The sequence below is a fragment of the Ruegeria sp. CDSA193 genome (assembly GCF_059611885.1).
On the sequence record NZ_JBXWPN010000004.1, the window covers coordinates 288,659 to 303,451 of the forward strand.

Consider the following 14,793-nt stretch of genomic DNA (forward strand, 5'->3'; position numbering starts at 1 on the left):
TGGCGTTATCGCGTCAGCTCGCGCATTCCTTTTTCCAGCCCGGCCAGAGTCATCGGCACCATCCGATCCTGAAAAATCTCGCGGATCATTCCGATTGAGTGGGTATATTCCCAATACTTCTCAGGCACTGGGTTAATCCACAGGTTCGATGCCCATTGGTCGCGTGCCCGCTGCAGCCAGATCTGGCCAGCCTCCTGGTTCCAATGTTCATTGGCACCGCCGGGATAGGCGACCTCATAAGGGCTCATCGAGGCGTCACCGACGAAGATGCATTTGTAATCGGGACCATAGGTGCGCAACACCTCATGGGTCGGCGTCTGCTGGTCCCAGCGGCGGATGTTGTCACGCCAGACACCTTCGTACAGGCAGTTGTGGAAGTAGTAATATTCCAGATGCTTGAATTCGGTTCTTGCGGCCGAGAACAGCTCTTCCACCACTTTGATATGTGGGTCCATTGAGCCTCCGACGTCCAGAAACAACAGAACCTTGACGGCATTGTGCCGTTCGGGCCGGGTTTTGACGTCTAGATATCCATGCTCGGCTGTTGCGCGGATGGTGCCGTCCAGATCAAGCTCTTCCGCCGCACCCTCGCGGGCCCAGCGGCGCAGGCGTTTCAGCGCGACCTTGATGTTGCGCGTGCCCAGTTCGACCGTGTCGTCGAGGTTCTTGAACTCACGCTTGTCCCAGACCTTGACCGCGCGCTGATGGCGGCTTTCCTTCTGACCGATCCGCACGCCTTCGGGATTGTACCCATAGGCCCCGAAGGGCGAGGTTCCGGCGGTGCCGATCCATTTGTTGCCACCCTGATGGCGGCCTTGCTGATCCTTGAGCCGCTCTTTCAGCGTCTCCATCAGCTTGTCGAATCCGCCAAGGGCCTCGATCTCGGCTTTTTCCTCTTCGCTGAGGTGCTTTTCCGCCATCTTCGCCAGCCATTCGGCAGGGATGTCGACGGCTTCGAGGACCTGTTCGAACCCGATCTGTTCCAGCCCTTCAAAGCTGGCGGCAAAAGCGCGGTCGAACTTGTCGATATTGCGTTCGTCCTTCACCATCGACACGCGGGCGAGGTAATAGAACGCCTCGACATCATAGGTTGCCAGCCCCTTTTTCATACCCTCCAGAAAGGTCAGATATTCCCGCAGGGATACGGGGATACCGGCTTTGCGAAGGTTTTCGAAAAAGGGAACAAACATGGGCTACACCACAAAGCGAACCAGAACCAAGGACAGGATAAGCCCGACCAGCGCAAAGGCGATTCCATATCCGGCTGCATATTGCGCGATATCAGCGCCGCTGCCGTTGCGTTTGCGCGCGGTCAGCGCCCCAAGGAGCGCACCCAGCACCGCCAGTCCCAGAACCACTATCATGCGTTAATCGCCCCCGTTAATTGACTGGTCCTTCTGCGACGTCCTGCATAAGCGACCGGGCCACTACATCCGAGCCAAAGCCGTATCGTGCCCATCTCAGACTGTCCAGCCTGACGGAACGTGCCTCTGCGGAACGGCCTATTTCATTCAGGACCTCGGCTTTCAGCAACAACAACGTTGCAAGCTGCGAGGCGTTCTCAGCCCGTGTCATCACGTTAATAGCGTCGTCGATTTCGGGCAGGAACTCTGGCCCATTGCCTTGCGAAAGCGCAAAGGCGCCCAGTTGGGTCGTGATGTAGGATTGATGCAATTCCGTGCCCGGTGTAGCGCGCAGAAACTGCAGGGCAATATCATATTGGCGCAACGCCTCTTGCGGATCATCGAACTGTTCCATGCGGCCCATCAGGTAATGAGGGTAAGCGCGCCGGTGATCGGTCCAACCTTGTTCCTTGCCAATTCGGGCTGCCTTGCGGGCCTGCCTCATGCGCGATTGCTGGCTGCGACTGGATTGCAAGGATTTCTGAATTGCTGAAATCCAGGCTCGTGGAGTTTCCGACATGGGCTGTACCGGCACCGTATCACCGCGCGGATTCAGACGCGAGAGAATTTCGGGTATGGCCGTTTCGACCTGTTCACGTGTCATACCGCTGTGCAGTTGGGATGAATATGCGGCCTTCAGGATCAACATGTCGAACCCGGTCAGGACCGTGTGGATATTGTCATCGTTGAATACCGAGTCCGGAAGGCGATACAGGTCATTCAGCGGGCCAAGCGCCTGTGCGATCTCTTCGTGCAGGCAGTCACGTTTTTCCTGCGGACTTGCATCGGCGGGAATGAAGATGCCCAGTCGCTGACGGCTGCTCAGTTTGGTCCAGCTGCTTTTCTGTTTGAACCGATCCCGGCGGTACTCCGCAAGGCTTGAGGCATTGGGTACCACGAAACATGCAGCCTGAGGCAGGATGGCCTGAATCTCTTTTTGACTGACCGCCGCGATCGTGATGTTGGCCTGACCGTCCTTGATCTGTTTGATGTCTATCCCGGCTTCAGTGCGCAGACGGGTCAGCAGGCGGCCCAGATCCTTTTGAAGCGAGGGCGTCGCAGCCCCGGTCAACCGCACCGTGATCGGGGTTTCGAACCGCGTAAAAACAGGCAGTGCCGTACCCCCTTCCAGTGCGAAATGCAGAGAGATGAAATCCGCTGCCATGTTTTCATTCGACCGCGCCGGAGGCGAGGGGTATGCACGCGTAAAGGACTTGGCAGGGGGCAGGGGTGGTTCGACGTCCACAATCTCGGATGGGCTTTCGGCAGGCTCAATCGTGGCGCATGCGGTCAGGACAAAGCTGATCAAGATTGCGAGCCATCGCGTCATGGGCGCTGATACTTGATGAAAGGTGTCTGTTTGCCAATCCTGTCATAGAGCTTTCGCGCGGTATGGTTGAAATCCTGCGTCAGCCAATAGACAGACGGTGCACCTTGCCGATCCGCTTCGTCGTAAACGGCCTGAATCAAAGCGCGACCGACCCCCAAGCCGCGCGCCTCGGGGCGGGCGAATAGGTCCTGCAAGTAGCACACGCTTTCTTCCTTCCAGGCATGGCGGTGGAACAGAAAGTGGGTCAAACCCACAAGCCCTCCGTCGGCCTGCGCGACGAAACACGAAAAATCGTTCGGATCATCCCCCAGCAATCGCGAGAAAGTGCTGTCATAGACGGAATCCGGAACCGTGGTTTCATAAAACGCCAGATAATCCCGCCACATATCCGCCCAGTCCTCGCGATCAGTCGGATGCAAGGCTCGAATTGTTACTGTTTCTGGCATTGCTGAGTCCCGTTGGGTCTGATGGTAAATTGCCCGGACATGCCGGGCAACCTGAGACCAATGCTTGCATCCGAGACTTGCTAAGGCAAGCGGCGATCACCGAGGGTTTACCGGCTCAGCGTTTGTTGCGGGCCATGAATGCCAGGCGTTCGAACAGGTGCACGTCCTGTTCATTCTTAAGCAGCGCACCGTGCAGTTTGGGCAGGGCATTGGCGCCATCGCGCTTGAGGTCTTCGGCGGTCAGGTCCTCGGCCAGCAGCAGCTTGAGCCAGTCCAGCACCTCTGAGGTTGATGGCTTTTTCTTCAGGCCCTGAGTTTCGCGAATCTCATAGAACTGGGTCAGAGCCGTTGACAAAAGCGCATCTTTGATGCCGGGATGATGTACCTCGACGATGCGGCGCATCGTGGCCTCATCAGGGAACCGGATATAGTGAAAGAAACACCGGCGCAGGAAGGCGTCGGGCAGTTCCTTTTCATTGTTCGATGTGATGATGACGATCGGACGGTTCTTGGCGCGGATCGTTTCGCTGGTCTCGTAGACGTGGAACTCCATCTTATCGAGCTCTTGCAGCAGATCGTTCGGAAATTCGATATCGGCCTTGTCGATCTCGTCGATCAACAACACGACCTTTTCATCGGTTTCAAAGGCCTGCCACAATTTACCCTTGCGGATATAGTTCGACACGTCGTGCACGCGCTCCTCACCCAACTGGCTGTCGCGCAGACGACTGACGGCATCGTATTCATACAGTCCCTGCTGCGCGCGGGTGGTGGATTTCACGTTCCACTCGATCATCCGCAGCCCCAACGCTCCGGCCACCTGCTTGGCCAACTCGGTCTTGCCAGTTCCCGGCTCACCTTTGACCAGCAAGGGACGTTCCAGCGTCACCGCGGCATTTACCGCAATGGTCAGATCGTCTGTGGCGACGTATTCGGCTGTTCCTTGGAAACGTGCGGTCATTGGCCCCTCATCAAGTGTCGCGCGAAATGCGCCCTTGGGGTTACCGCGCAGCAGAAATTTTGACAAGCCAGGTCGCTGCGTCGCATGAAGGGAAATTGCCGAGTAACTACAATGCTTTTGGTTGATTCGTGCGCTAACATCCGGTGCCGTCTTTTTGGAGTTGCCCTGAAATGGTCAGTTAATTTTCACAGAAAAACAAGGTTTTGTTGTTTGGTTGGACGTATTTAGATCACGCGCAATGGCGCGGCGCCGGGGCGACGTTTGCATAGTGACAATTACTGCGCTGTCAGATAAACGCTCCGCAGAAGGGGATTGCCGCATGTCAGGTAATGAGAGAGTGACCGGCGTTGCAGGCCACACCGAGGGAGCAAAAATGAAGCAGGAAGTTTTTCTGCCTGAAGATTACCGTCCAGCTGAAGACGAACCATTTATGAATGACAGGCAGCTAGAGTATTTTCGTCGCAAGCTGCTGGATTGGAAAAACGAACTAATGGCTGGCAGCCGCGATACGATCGAAGGGCTGCAGGACAACACCCGTAACATTCCGGATGTCGCTGACCGCGCAAGCGAAGAAACCGATCGCGCGCTGGAACTGCGCACCCGCGATCGTCAGCGCAAGCTGGTTGCCAAGATCGATTCTGCCATGCGCCGGATTGATGAAGGCGAGTACGGCTATTGCGAGATGACCGGTGATCCGATTTCGCTGAAACGTTTGGATGCGCGCCCAATCGCGACCATGACGCTTGAGGCGCAGGAACGGCATGAGCGTCGCGAAAAGGTCCACCGCGACGATTGATCGCTGGGAAAATCTGATAACATAGACGCCGGGGCCTTTTGCTCCGGCGTTTTTGCGTTAAGCCGGTGACATGAACATCAGCGGATCGAAAATCGGCATAGTCGGAGGTGGCATTGGCGGCCTCGCGGCTGCTTTGACCCTGCGACAGCGCGGCGCCGTGGTGACCGTGTTTGAGCAGGCACCAGAATTGACCGAGGTTGGCGCGGGCCTTCAGATTAGCGCCAACGGGATGGCTGTGCTGCGTGCGCTGAAGGTTGTTGCGGACACGCCCGAGGCTGGGCTTTTGTCCCATGGAACGGTCCTTCGTGATTACCGGGCAGGGCGGCTGGTCTGCAAAATCGTGCCACCCTCTGCCGGGCCTACCTATTATTACCATCGCGCTGACCTGCTTGATCTTCTCTACAAAGCGGCGGTTCAAAAAGGGGTAGAGTTTCACCTTGGTGCGCGTGTGGAACGGGTGCGAAAGCACCCGTCCGAGGCCGAAATTATCCTCGATACGGGGGCGAGATTTCGGGTTGATTGTGCAGTCGCCGCGGACGGCGGCCAAAGTGCAATTCGTGCTGACCTGACTAGCAAGGAAACACCGAAATTCACACATCAGGTTGCCTGGCGCGCGACGATTCCATGGGACCGACGCAACAAGAACCCTTGCGCTGTGCTAACCATGGGGCCGGGACGGCATGTAGTGACGTATCCTTTGCGCGATCAGACCCTGATGAACATCGTGGCAATCGAAGAGAGGTCTGACTGGCAGGAAGAAGGCTGGCGTCTGCGCGGTGACCCCGAAGAGCTGAAGGCGCGATTTGCAGGTTTTGGCGGCTTGGTCAAAGAGATTTTGCAAGAGGTTCAGGACCCGAATATCTGGGCATTGTTCCTGCGCCCTGTTGCTGAATGCTGGCAGAATGGGCGTGTGGCGCTTTTGGGCGACGCAGCTCATCCGACGCTGCCTTTCATGGCCCAAGGTGCTTGCCTTGCACTAGAAGATGCCTGGACTCTGGGGCGGTCTTTCGAAGAACAATCCGGCGTTTCGCAAGCACTGGCCGCCTATGAAGCGACCCGTCGCCAGCGGGCAACTCGTGTGGTCGCTGCCGCTGGAGCCAACGCGCGCAACTTCCATCTACGTGGCCCTATGCGTGTCGGGGCGCAACTGGCGTTGATGGCAGTTGGATCGCGGTTGGGCCGAAAATATGATTGGATCTATGAGTTCGATGCCACGGCTTAGCCGATTACAGATCTAGATCTATCCAAACCGGAACATGATCTGACGGTTTTTCGTGCCCCCGAATTTCGGAATCGATTTTGCAATCGCGCAACAGGTCAGCGGCCTGAGGGGTCAGAAGGAAATGATCAATACGAATCCCGTCATTTCGGTTCCACGCACCCGCTTGATAATCCCAGAATGAATAATGTTCCGGACCTTGCGTGCCAGCGCGAAAGGCCTCGGTGAAGCCGAGATTCAGAATTTTCCGAAATGCGGCCCGGCTTTCAGGGCGAAACAATGCATCCTTGCGCCAGGCATCGGGACGCGCTGCGTCTTCGGCCTGGGGAATGATGTTGTAATCACCTGCCATCAGAGCGGGTTCTTCACTGTTCATCAGGTCGCGGGCCCGATGATAGAGCCGCTCCATCCAGGCAAGTTTGTAGTCGTATTTTGGCCCCGGGGTGGGGTTGCCGTTTGGTAGATAGAGCCCACAGATACGCAGCGCCTGTTTGCCGACGACCGTGGCCTCGATCCAGCGGGCCTGTTCATCCTCATCATCACCGGGCAAACCCCGCGAGACGTCCTCGAGCGGTAGCTTTGACAGAATGGCAACGCCGTTAAAGCTTTTCTGACCGTGCGTTTCCACGTTGTACCCGCGCGCCTCAAAGATCTCTCTGGGGAAGTTATCGTCGACAGACTTGATCTCTTGCAGCAGCACAACATCGGGCTGGGCATCATCCAGCCAACGCGGAAATGCTTCGGCCCGCGCCTTGATGCCGTTGATGTTGAATGTGGCGATTTTCATGCGCGACCCTCCGACAGTCCTTGGCAACCTATCGCCCAGAACGGGCCCAACGGCAAGGCGGAGAACAGGTTTGCGAGGCGCTGCCTCGCGCTCCGAGGTATTTTTGGCCAGATGAAGAAACGGACCGTTAACCAGAATCTCCGAAAATCAGCTGGCGGTACAGGCGGAGGCGCCGATGACCGCGCCAGGTGAAGCTCTCCGGTCTAGAAATCGGAGAGCGGATCCCTGCTTCATCTGGCTAGAAATACCTTGGGGGTGTGGGGGTGAAACCCCCACGGGTGATCACATTGAAAACGAAGTGCCGCAGCCGCAGGAGGAGGTGGCGTTTGGGTTTTCGATAACAAAGCGTGCGCCGATCAGTTCTTGCGTGAAATCAATCACCGCATTTTCAAGAAACGGCAGTGAGATTGCGTCGACAATGACTTTCTGCCCCTTACCCTCAAGAACCAAATCGTCGTCTTTGGGTTTGTCCAATGCAATTTCGTACTGAAAGCCCGAACACCCGCCGCCTTCGACAGCGACACGCAGGGCTTGACCCTGATCGGCCGCGCCGATCTCGGCAAGGCGGTCAAAGGCGCGTTCTGTAACTGTCGGGGGCAGATTCATGCCAAACTCCAAAGGTTTATTTCTTAACCACTCTACCATATAGAAAGCCCAAGGACAGGCGACAAGGACAGACCGTTGGACAGAGCAGGTTTTGCCTCGAATCCCGACCGCGCAAGAGGGCGGTTGGTGCCAGAGGAAGAAAGCAGTTTCCGGTCATGCTTTCAGCGCGACCGGGACCGGATCATTCATGCCAGCGCCTTTCGGCGGCTCAAGCACAAGACCCAAGTTTTTGTTGAGCACGAAGGGGATAGCTATCGGACCCGGTTGACCCATTCGATTGAGGTCGCGCAGGTGGCGCGGACGATTGCCGGGGCCTTGGGTTTGAATCCAGAACTGACCGAAGCGGTTGCCCTGGCTCATGATCTTGGCCACACGCCGTTCGGACATACTGGCGAGGATGCTTTGCATGAGATCATGCAGCCGTATGGTGGGTTCGATCATAACGCGCAGGCCATCCGGATCGTGACCCGGCTTGAGCGTCATTATGCCGAGTTCGATGGGTGCAACCTTACGTGGGAAACCCTGGAAGGCATTGCAAAACATAACGGACCGGTGGAAGGGGAACTGCCTTGGGCGCTGGCGGAGTGCAATGCGGCGTTTAATCTTGAACTGCACACGCACGCAAGCGCAGAGGCGCAGGTGGCGGCCTTGTCTGACGACATCGCCTATAACAATCATGACCTGTTGGACGGGCTGAGGGCGGAGTTGTTCAGCGACGAGGACATTCAGCGACTGCCGATCGTGGGCGACTGTTATGCGGAGGTGGATCGCAAGTACCCGGGCCTCGACCCCTATCGCCGTCGGCATGAGGCATTGCGGCGGGTGTTTGGGGTTATGGTGTCGGACGTGATCGACACGTCTCGGGCTCTGATCGCAGGGTCCGGTGCCCAGAGCGTCGAAGAGATCCGGCATCTTGGCTATCCGGTCATTCAGTTCTCAACAGGCCTTTGGGCGCAACTGAAGGAAATTCGCGCTTTCCTGTTTTCGCGGATGTACAGGGCGCCGTCGGTGATGACGGTGCGCGCCGAGGTCAGCAAAGTGGTCGAGGATTTGTTTCCAATCTACCTTGGCGATCCGAAGCAAATGCCCGCGCGCTGGCACGCGGACATTGAAGAGGCTGAGGATGAGACTGCCTTAGCCCGGATCGTATCGGACTATATTGCCGGGATGACCGACAGGTTTGCGCTACAGGATCATGCCAGACTGACTGGCCACCCGATACCGGCGGATCACTCGACCCCGATATAGGCCAAAGCCCAGACTTGTTGGCCCGTCTGATCCTGCGCCGCCTCAGCGTCGTCGGTGGGTGGGAAGACGATCATCGTTGGGCCATACCCTCCGATCCCCATGGGGGCGCCGTCGGCGTGGGTGGCGAGGATAGGCTGATAGGTCGAGATACTATGCCAGGGAATTTCGGCTTGATACCCGTCCATTGCCATCGGTTTGGCCGTTTTACCTTCGGCACCGGCTATGACCATCACATCCGACAAAAGCGGTCCGCTAAAGGTGATGTCGCGCTGGTTGTCCTCGGGGCCGTAGGGAATTGTGATCTCGACCTGATCCAAACTATCCAGCAATGCCGCGTCAAAGCCAGCTGCCCCGTCATGGGTGACCTCCAGATATCCCAGCAAGCCGCCGTCATTCTCGCCGCGCGCGGGCAGGTTGGTTTCCCCAACCGCGCCGCCAAGGGTGACCAGCACATGGCCTTGCGGGGCAGGCATTTCAGCAAAAGCCGGAAGGGCGGTCGACAAAATCAGACCAAGGGGCAGGGCAAAACGCATGGGATTCTCCGTTTAGGTGTATCTGACAGACCTTAGCGGGGAGGGGTCTTTATCCAAGCGCAAATTGAATGCCTCCATTGACCTTGCGGTGTTGCGTGGTAAACCGCCGGGCAAGCAAAAGGACATTCGAAATGAACCTGTTTTCCGAGATCCGCAGCCTCGTGCTGGACGCGTTGGCACAGATGCAGTCCGAAGGCGTGCTGCCCGAAGGGTTGAGCTTTGACAACGTGGCGGTCGAGCCTCCACGTGATGCGGCGCATGGCGATATGGCAACGAATGCGGCGATGGTGCTGGCAAAGCCCGCCAAGATGAAGCCGCGCGACATTGCCGATGCGCTGGCTGGAAAGCTGGCAGAGGATGATCGGATCACAAGTGCAGAGGTTGCCGGGCCGGGGTTCTTGAACCTGCGGTTGGCGCCATCAGTCTGGCAGGGTGTTCTGGCTGCGGTGCTGCAACAGGGCACGGATTATGGCCGCTCGACCATGGGGCATGGGCAGAAGGTGAACGTGGAATACGTCTCGGCCAACCCGACCGGCCCCTTGCATGTGGGTCATACGCGGGGCGCGGTGTTTGGCGATGCGCTGGCAAGCTTGCTGGCCTATTCCGGCCATATCGTGACCCGTGAATACTATATCAACGATGGCGGTGCGCAGGTCGATGTGCTGGCGCGCTCGGCCTATGAACGGTACCGCGAGGCAAACGGGCTGAGCCCCGAGATTGCCGAAGGCCTGTATCCTGGCGACTATCTGATCCCGATTGGCGAGGCGCTGAAAGAGAAATACGGTGACAGCCTGATCGACAAACCAGAAAGCGACTGGCTGGAAGAACTGCGCGAGTTTTCGACAGACGCGATGATGGACCTGATCCGCGCCGACCTGAAGGCGCTGGGCGTTGAGATGGATGTGTTCTTCTCGGAAAAGTCGCTCTATGGCACGGGTCGGATTGAAGCTGCGTTGCAATCCCTGACCGACAAGGGCCTGATCTATGAGGGCGTGCTGGAACCGCCCAAGGGCAAAAAGCCCGAAGATTGGGAACCACGTGAGCAGACCCTGTTCAAATCGACCGAGCATGGCGACGACGTGGATCGCCCGGTCAAGAAATCGGACGGGAGCTGGACCTATTTTGCCCCGGATATCGCCTATCACTATGACAAAGTGACCCGTGGGTTTGACGCGTTGATCGATGTGTTCGGCGCTGACCACGGTGGCTATGTCAAACGGATGAAGGCCGCAGTATCGGCTCTGTCCGATGGCAAGGTACCGCTGGATATCAAGCTAACCCAGTTGGTGAAACTGTGGAAGAACGGCGAGCCGTTCAAGATGTCCAAGCGGGCAGGGAACTTCGTCACATTGCGTGATGTGGTCGATCAGGTTGGCCCGGATGTGACCCGCTTCGTGATGCTGACCCGCAAGAATGACGCTGCCCTGGATTTTGACTTTGACAAGGTGTTGGAGCAAAGCCGCGAGAACCCCGTTTTCTACGTCCAATATGCCCATGCCCGCGTGATGAGTGTTCTGCGCCGTGCAGCTGAGGCCGGGATCGACGCGCAGGACCCAGCGCTTAAAAGCGCCGATCTGGGTAAGATCGACCATGCCTCTGAGCTGTCTGTTGCCAAGAAGCTGGCCGAATGGCCGCGTCTGGTTGAGATCGCCGCACGTACCAATGAACCCCACCGCGTTGCCTTCTATCTGTATGAACTTGCAGGGGATTTCCACGCGCTTTGGAACAAGGGCAACGATGAAACCCAGCTGCGGTTTATTCAGGATGGCGATGTTGCCACAAGCCAGTCAAAAATCGCACTGGCCCGGTCCGTTTCTGTTGTGATTTCAGCAGGCTTGGGTATTCTTGGCGTTACCCCGGCGCAGGAGATGCGGTGAACAACACCGTCCGAACCGCCGGTACGAGGTAGGCAAGAAATGACCCGCGCGCCTTATTTTTGGCGCTAAACGGGCGGTGAGGCGGACATGGCAAGTTACGATTACCCGGGGCAAATGCGCCCCGAGCAGATGCATTATACGAATCAATCTCATCCTCAGGATGGGTATGACCTCCCTAATGACTTGCACGGATATGACGAAACGCCCCATCCTGCGGGTTTTGGTCGTATTGTTAGTGCTCTGGGTGCTGTTGCATCTTTGGCGCTGGTCGCTGGCATCGGTGTTTGGGGTTACAATTTGGTAATGCGCGATGTCAGTGGCGTACCGGTTGTTCGGTCCTTAGATGGACCAATGCGTATTCAGCCGGATAGCCCGGGTGGCACCCCGGCGGATCATCAGGGTTTGGCCGTGAACACGGTTGCGGCAGTGGGCACAGCAGCGCCGCCTGCTGATCGGCTGATCCTTGCACCGCGCCCGGTTTCCCTGACAGATGAAGATACTCCGGTGGCACCGTTGCAACCGATACCTGCCGTACATGTGAACCAGGAAAACGTCTCTGACCGGACGGCCACACAGATGCGCCAGGGCGCGGTTGATACACTGGTTGCTGAACTGGCGGGAGAGGCGGAAAATTCCGATCAGGTTGGCGAGCAAAGTTTTCAGTTGGCCTCTTTGACCATCCCCGAGGAAGAGCCTGCTATTGATCCGGCTGATCTGGCTGCATCGCAACCGGACCCAGAACTGGCAGCTTTGCCAGGTGTGCGCCGGTCGCTGCGCCCGGTCCTGCGCCCCGCTGGTGGTGTGCGCAGCGCGATTACGTCAAACACCACTACCGAAGACGCGATCAACGCGGCGGTCAAAGCTGCGGTCGGCTTGGATGTGGATCCTGAAACTCTGACCAAGGGCACCCGTATGGCCCAGCTTGGCGCCTATGAAAATTCGGACGTCGCGCGCTCGGAATGGGATCGAATGAATGGACGATTCGGGGATTATATGGATGGAAAACAGCGTGTTATACAGAAAACCTCAAGCGGTGGGCGAACCTTCTATCGTCTTCGGGTTCTGGGGTTTGACGATCTGAGCGACTCGCGCCAATTCTGTGCCGCTTTGCAGGCCGAAGGCGCTGATTGCATTCCGGTTGCCGCGCGGTGAGTTTCGGCGCAGTCATTACCGACGCTGAAGGTCTGCGCCTGACGTCTGACGAGAAAAAACTGTTCCGAGAGATGAACCCATTCGGGTTCATTCTGTTCGCCCGTAATATCGAGTCTGCGGATCAGGTGCGCGCCCTATGCGACGATTTCCGCGAGGCTGTGGGGCGTAACTGCCCGATCACTGTTGATCAAGAGGGTGGACGTGTGCAACGACTGCGCACACCGCTGGCACGGGAATGGATGCCGCCGTTGGATCACGTGGCCCAGAGCGGAGAGCAGGCCGAACGTGCTATGTATCTGCGCTATCGCCTGATTGCGAATGAACTGTTCGAGCTTGGGATCGACAGCAACTGCGCCCCCATGGTGGATCTGGCCCGGAACGAGACGCATCCGTTCCTTAAAAACCGCTGCTATGGATCTGATCCCAAAATGGTTTCTCGGATCGGTCGTGCGGCTGCCGAGGGGCATTTGGATGGCGGTGTATTGCCGGTGCTCAAACACATGCCGGGTCATGGTTTGTCCACGCTGGACAGCCATCATGACCTGCCCCATGTCGATCTGACGCAAGAGGAGCTGACCGAAGCAGATTTCGGCCCGTTTCGGGATTTGAACGATCTGCCAATGGGGATGACGGCGCATCTGGTCTATGACCGGATTGACCCTCAACCTGCTACGATTTCTCGGACCATGATCAGCCTGATCCGCAAATCGATCGGGTTTGGCGGGCTGATCATGACGGATGATATCTCGATGAAGGCCCTCAGCGGAAATCCAGAAGAGATTGCCAATCAGGCGCTAGCTGCCGGGTGCGATGTGGTATTGTACTGCAACGGCTCTTTTGATGCCCGTGCTGAGGTGCTGAGCACCGCCGGAAAGATGTCCGAACAGGCACAGAAACGCGCTGAACGCGCGTTGGCGATGCGCAAAGCCCCGCAGGAACTTGACATCCAAGCCGCCGAAGCCGAACTTTCTCGCCTAATGGGCGGGCAGGTGTATGTCGGATAATCTTTTTAGCGAAGACCCCGTCTCGGTCGCGGATCGCCTTGCGGCAGAGGCATTGATCGTAGATGTCGACGGGTTCGAAGGCCCGCTCGATGTGCTGCTGATGCTGTCGCGCACGCAAAAGGTTGATCTACGCAAAATCTCGGTTCTGGCGCTGGCGCAGCAATATCTGTCCTTCGTGGAAAAGGCGCGGGCGCTGCGGATCGAATTGGCCGCCGACTATCTGGTGATGGCGGCATGGCTGGCCTTTCTGAAATCGCGCTTGCTGCTGCCTCCGGATCCGAATGACGAAGGCCCCTCGGGCGAAGAACTGGCTGCGCATCTGGCGTTTCAGCTCGAGCGGCTTCAGGCCATGCGCGATGCTGCCGCCCGATTGATGGGGCGCGATCAGCTGGGGCGCGATTTCTTCAAACGTGGGCAGGGCGAGGATGTCACGCGCATCCGCACCGTGACCTATTCCGCCACTCTGCTGGACCTGATGCAGGGCTATGCCCGCATTCGTACCCGCGACGAATTCCGCCCCTTTGTCATGGACCGTGACGCCGTATTCACGATGGAACAGGCGCTGGAACGTATGCGCCCGCTGATCGGCTTTGCGGGAGCCTGGACGGATATGGAGACCTATCTGCCCGAAGGCTGGGATGCAGACCCAGTGCGCAGGCGGTCCGCGACGGCGGCTACTTTTGCGGCCTCACTTGAGTTGGTGAAAGAAGGGCATATGGAAATACAGCAGAGCGAAACTTTTGCTCCGATACAACTACGCAAGAGGACCCAATCCCGTGACTGACGCGCCTCAGGAAGAAGGTACCGGCACCCTGTTCGAAGCCCCGCCTATGGCCGAGCAAGAACGCATGGTTGAGGCCGTGTTATTCGCCAGTGCCGAGCCGGTGACGATTGCCGATCTAGAAGTGCGGATGCCCCATGGCAGCGACGCGTCACAGGCGGTGGAAATGCTAAAGAAACGCTATGAAGGGCGTGGTGTTCGTGTGGTTCAGGTTGGTGAATCCTGGGCCATTCGCACTGCCCCAGACTTGGGTTTTCTGATGCAAAAAGAAACGGTTGAAACCCGCAAGCTCAGCCGGGCCGCGATCGAAACGCTGGCGATTGTGGCATATCACCAACCCTGTACACGTGCCGAGATCGAAGAAATTCGCGGCGTATCGGTCTCGCGCGGGACCATCGACCAACTGTTGGAGATGGAGTGGATCAGACTGGGTCGTCGTCGCATGACGCCGGGCCGTCCGGTGACTTTCGTGGTGACTCCGCAGTTTCTGGATCACTTTGGGCTGGAGAACGCCCGCGATTTGCCGGGGTTGAAAGAATTGCGCGCTGCCGGTTTGCTGGAGAACAGACCGCCTCCGGGAACGATCCCACTGGGAGAGGGGCAGGAAGACGAAGATCAAACCGAACTGTTCGAGGAAGAGTGATCACGTG

Annotated in this window: 16 protein-coding genes; 8 read left to right on the forward strand and 8 right to left on the reverse strand. The window is 57.6% G+C overall.

What is annotated here, in order from left to right; genetic code table 11:
- Positions 1-5 precede the first annotated feature (5 nt).
- The 5 genes from AC2FLG_RS09570 to AC2FLG_RS09590 form a co-directional block, all read right to left on the reverse strand.
- Positions 6-1,190 (reverse strand): vWA domain-containing protein, encoded by a 1,185-nt coding sequence (locus tag AC2FLG_RS09570; RefSeq protein ID WP_281971955.1) that lies wholly within the window; start codon positions 1,188-1,190, stop codon positions 6-8.
- Between the two features lie 3 nt (positions 1,191-1,193).
- Positions 1,194-1,364 (reverse strand): hypothetical protein, encoded by a 171-nt coding sequence (locus tag AC2FLG_RS09575; protein ID WP_185956603.1) that lies wholly within the window; start codon positions 1,362-1,364, stop codon positions 1,194-1,196.
- Between the two features lie 16 nt (positions 1,365-1,380).
- On the reverse strand, positions 1,381-2,733 hold the full coding sequence (locus tag AC2FLG_RS09580; RefSeq protein ID WP_496701242.1) for a DUF2927 domain-containing protein: 1,353 nt from the start codon (positions 2,731-2,733) through the stop codon (positions 1,381-1,383).
- Positions 2,730-3,179, reverse strand: a complete 450-nt coding sequence (locus AC2FLG_RS09585; RefSeq protein ID WP_496701240.1) for a GNAT family N-acetyltransferase — start codon at positions 3,177-3,179, stop codon at positions 2,730-2,732. Before AC2FLG_RS09585 ends, AC2FLG_RS09580 begins: the two co-directional genes overlap by 4 nt.
- A gap of 115 nt (positions 3,180-3,294) precedes the next feature.
- Positions 3,295-4,140, reverse strand: coding sequence for an AAA family ATPase (locus tag AC2FLG_RS09590; RefSeq protein WP_496705978.1), 846 nt, complete (start codon positions 4,138-4,140; stop codon positions 3,295-3,297).
- A gap of 373 nt (positions 4,141-4,513) precedes the next feature.
- Between AC2FLG_RS09590 and dksA the strand changes: the two genes are divergently transcribed.
- Positions 4,514-4,936, forward strand: a complete 423-nt coding sequence (dksA, locus tag AC2FLG_RS09595; protein WP_142633326.1) for an RNA polymerase-binding protein DksA — start codon at positions 4,514-4,516, stop codon at positions 4,934-4,936.
- A gap of 70 nt (positions 4,937-5,006) precedes the next feature.
- Entirely contained in the window at positions 5,007-6,158 is a 1,152-nt protein-coding gene (locus tag AC2FLG_RS09600; protein ID WP_496705980.1) for an FAD-dependent monooxygenase, read from the forward strand.
- A gap of 4 nt (positions 6,159-6,162) precedes the next feature.
- Here AC2FLG_RS09600 and xth read toward each other — a convergent pair whose 3' ends face one another.
- Complete coding sequence (gene xth / locus AC2FLG_RS09605; protein WP_496705982.1) at positions 6,163-6,942, reverse strand: exodeoxyribonuclease III; 780 nt, start codon at positions 6,940-6,942, stop codon at positions 6,163-6,165.
- Positions 6,943-7,224: 282 nt separating this feature from the next.
- The gene (locus AC2FLG_RS09610) at positions 7,225-7,548 is read right to left on the reverse strand and encodes a HesB/IscA family protein (protein WP_142633331.1); all 324 of its coding nucleotides are present in this window, start codon (positions 7,546-7,548) and stop codon (positions 7,225-7,227) included.
- 75 nt (positions 7,549-7,623) lie between these two features.
- Here AC2FLG_RS09610 and AC2FLG_RS09615 point away from each other — a divergent pair, with 75 nt between their 5' ends.
- The gene (locus AC2FLG_RS09615) at positions 7,624-8,796 is read left to right on the forward strand and encodes a deoxyguanosinetriphosphate triphosphohydrolase (RefSeq protein ID WP_496705984.1); all 1,173 of its coding nucleotides are present in this window, start codon (positions 7,624-7,626) and stop codon (positions 8,794-8,796) included.
- On the opposite strand, the gene AC2FLG_RS09620 is transcribed toward AC2FLG_RS09615, so the two are convergent.
- Complete coding sequence (locus AC2FLG_RS09620; RefSeq protein ID WP_496705986.1) at positions 8,778-9,329, reverse strand: putative pterin-binding protein; 552 nt, start codon at positions 9,327-9,329, stop codon at positions 8,778-8,780. The two genes, AC2FLG_RS09615 and AC2FLG_RS09620, sit on opposite strands and share 19 nt — an antisense overlap.
- A gap of 131 nt (positions 9,330-9,460) precedes the next feature.
- On the opposite strand from AC2FLG_RS09620, the gene argS reads away from it, so the two are divergent.
- From argS to scpB, 5 genes are all read left to right on the forward strand, one after another.
- Positions 9,461-11,206: an arginine--tRNA ligase gene (gene argS / locus AC2FLG_RS09625; protein ID WP_496705988.1), complete on the forward strand. Its 1,746-nt coding sequence runs from the start codon at positions 9,461-9,463 to the stop codon at positions 11,204-11,206.
- Between the two features lie 87 nt (positions 11,207-11,293).
- On the forward strand, positions 11,294-12,358 hold the full coding sequence (locus AC2FLG_RS09630; RefSeq protein WP_496705990.1) for an SPOR domain-containing protein: 1,065 nt from the start codon (positions 11,294-11,296) through the stop codon (positions 12,356-12,358).
- A complete protein-coding gene (gene nagZ, locus AC2FLG_RS09635) occupies positions 12,355-13,362 on the forward strand; it encodes a beta-N-acetylhexosaminidase (RefSeq protein WP_496700498.1) in 1,008 nt (335 codons plus the stop codon). Before AC2FLG_RS09630 ends, nagZ begins: the two co-directional genes overlap by 4 nt.
- A complete protein-coding gene (locus tag AC2FLG_RS09640) occupies positions 13,352-14,146 on the forward strand; it encodes a segregation and condensation protein A (protein WP_142633343.1) in 795 nt (264 codons plus the stop codon). The genes nagZ and AC2FLG_RS09640 overlap by 11 nt, the downstream gene beginning before the upstream one ends.
- Positions 14,139-14,786 (forward strand): SMC-Scp complex subunit ScpB, encoded by a 648-nt coding sequence (scpB, locus tag AC2FLG_RS09645; protein WP_281994496.1) that lies wholly within the window; start codon positions 14,139-14,141, stop codon positions 14,784-14,786. The genes AC2FLG_RS09640 and scpB overlap by 8 nt, the downstream gene beginning before the upstream one ends.
- The last annotated feature ends 7 nt before the right edge of the window (positions 14,787-14,793 follow it).

What these genes read in the sequence shown, in the direction of transcription:
- AC2FLG_RS09590 (WP_496705978.1), bottom strand. Translation starts at nt 4,140, where the DNA reads ATGACCGCACGTTTCCAAGGAACAGCCGAATACGTCGCCACAGACGAT.
- argS (WP_496705988.1), top strand. Translation starts at nt 9,461, where the DNA reads ATGAACCTGTTTTCCGAGATCCGCAGCCTCGTGCTGGACGCGTTGGCA.
- AC2FLG_RS09570 (WP_281971955.1), bottom strand. Translation starts at nt 1,190, where the DNA reads ATGTTTGTTCCCTTTTTCGAAAACCTTCGCAAAGCCGGTATCCCCGTA.
- dksA (WP_142633326.1), top strand. Translation starts at nt 4,514, where the DNA reads ATGAAGCAGGAAGTTTTTCTGCCTGAAGATTACCGTCCAGCTGAAGAC.
- AC2FLG_RS09580 (WP_496701242.1), bottom strand. Translation starts at nt 2,733, where the DNA reads ATGACGCGATGGCTCGCAATCTTGATCAGCTTTGTCCTGACCGCATGC.
- AC2FLG_RS09610 (WP_142633331.1), bottom strand. Translation starts at nt 7,548, where the DNA reads ATGAATCTGCCCCCGACAGTTACAGAACGCGCCTTTGACCGCCTTGCC.
- AC2FLG_RS09620 (WP_496705986.1), bottom strand. Translation starts at nt 9,329, where the DNA reads ATGCGTTTTGCCCTGCCCCTTGGTCTGATTTTGTCGACCGCCCTTCCG.
- AC2FLG_RS09585 (WP_496701240.1), bottom strand. Translation starts at nt 3,179, where the DNA reads ATGCCAGAAACAGTAACAATTCGAGCCTTGCATCCGACTGATCGCGAG.
- AC2FLG_RS09600 (WP_496705980.1), top strand. Translation starts at nt 5,007, where the DNA reads ATGAACATCAGCGGATCGAAAATCGGCATAGTCGGAGGTGGCATTGGC.
- xth (WP_496705982.1), bottom strand. Translation starts at nt 6,942, where the DNA reads ATGAAAATCGCCACATTCAACATCAACGGCATCAAGGCGCGGGCCGAA.
- AC2FLG_RS09640 (WP_142633343.1), top strand. Translation starts at nt 13,352, where the DNA reads ATGTCGGATAATCTTTTTAGCGAAGACCCCGTCTCGGTCGCGGATCGC.
- AC2FLG_RS09630 (WP_496705990.1), top strand. Translation starts at nt 11,294, where the DNA reads ATGGCAAGTTACGATTACCCGGGGCAAATGCGCCCCGAGCAGATGCAT.
- AC2FLG_RS09575 (WP_185956603.1), bottom strand. Translation starts at nt 1,364, where the DNA reads ATGATAGTGGTTCTGGGACTGGCGGTGCTGGGTGCGCTCCTTGGGGCG.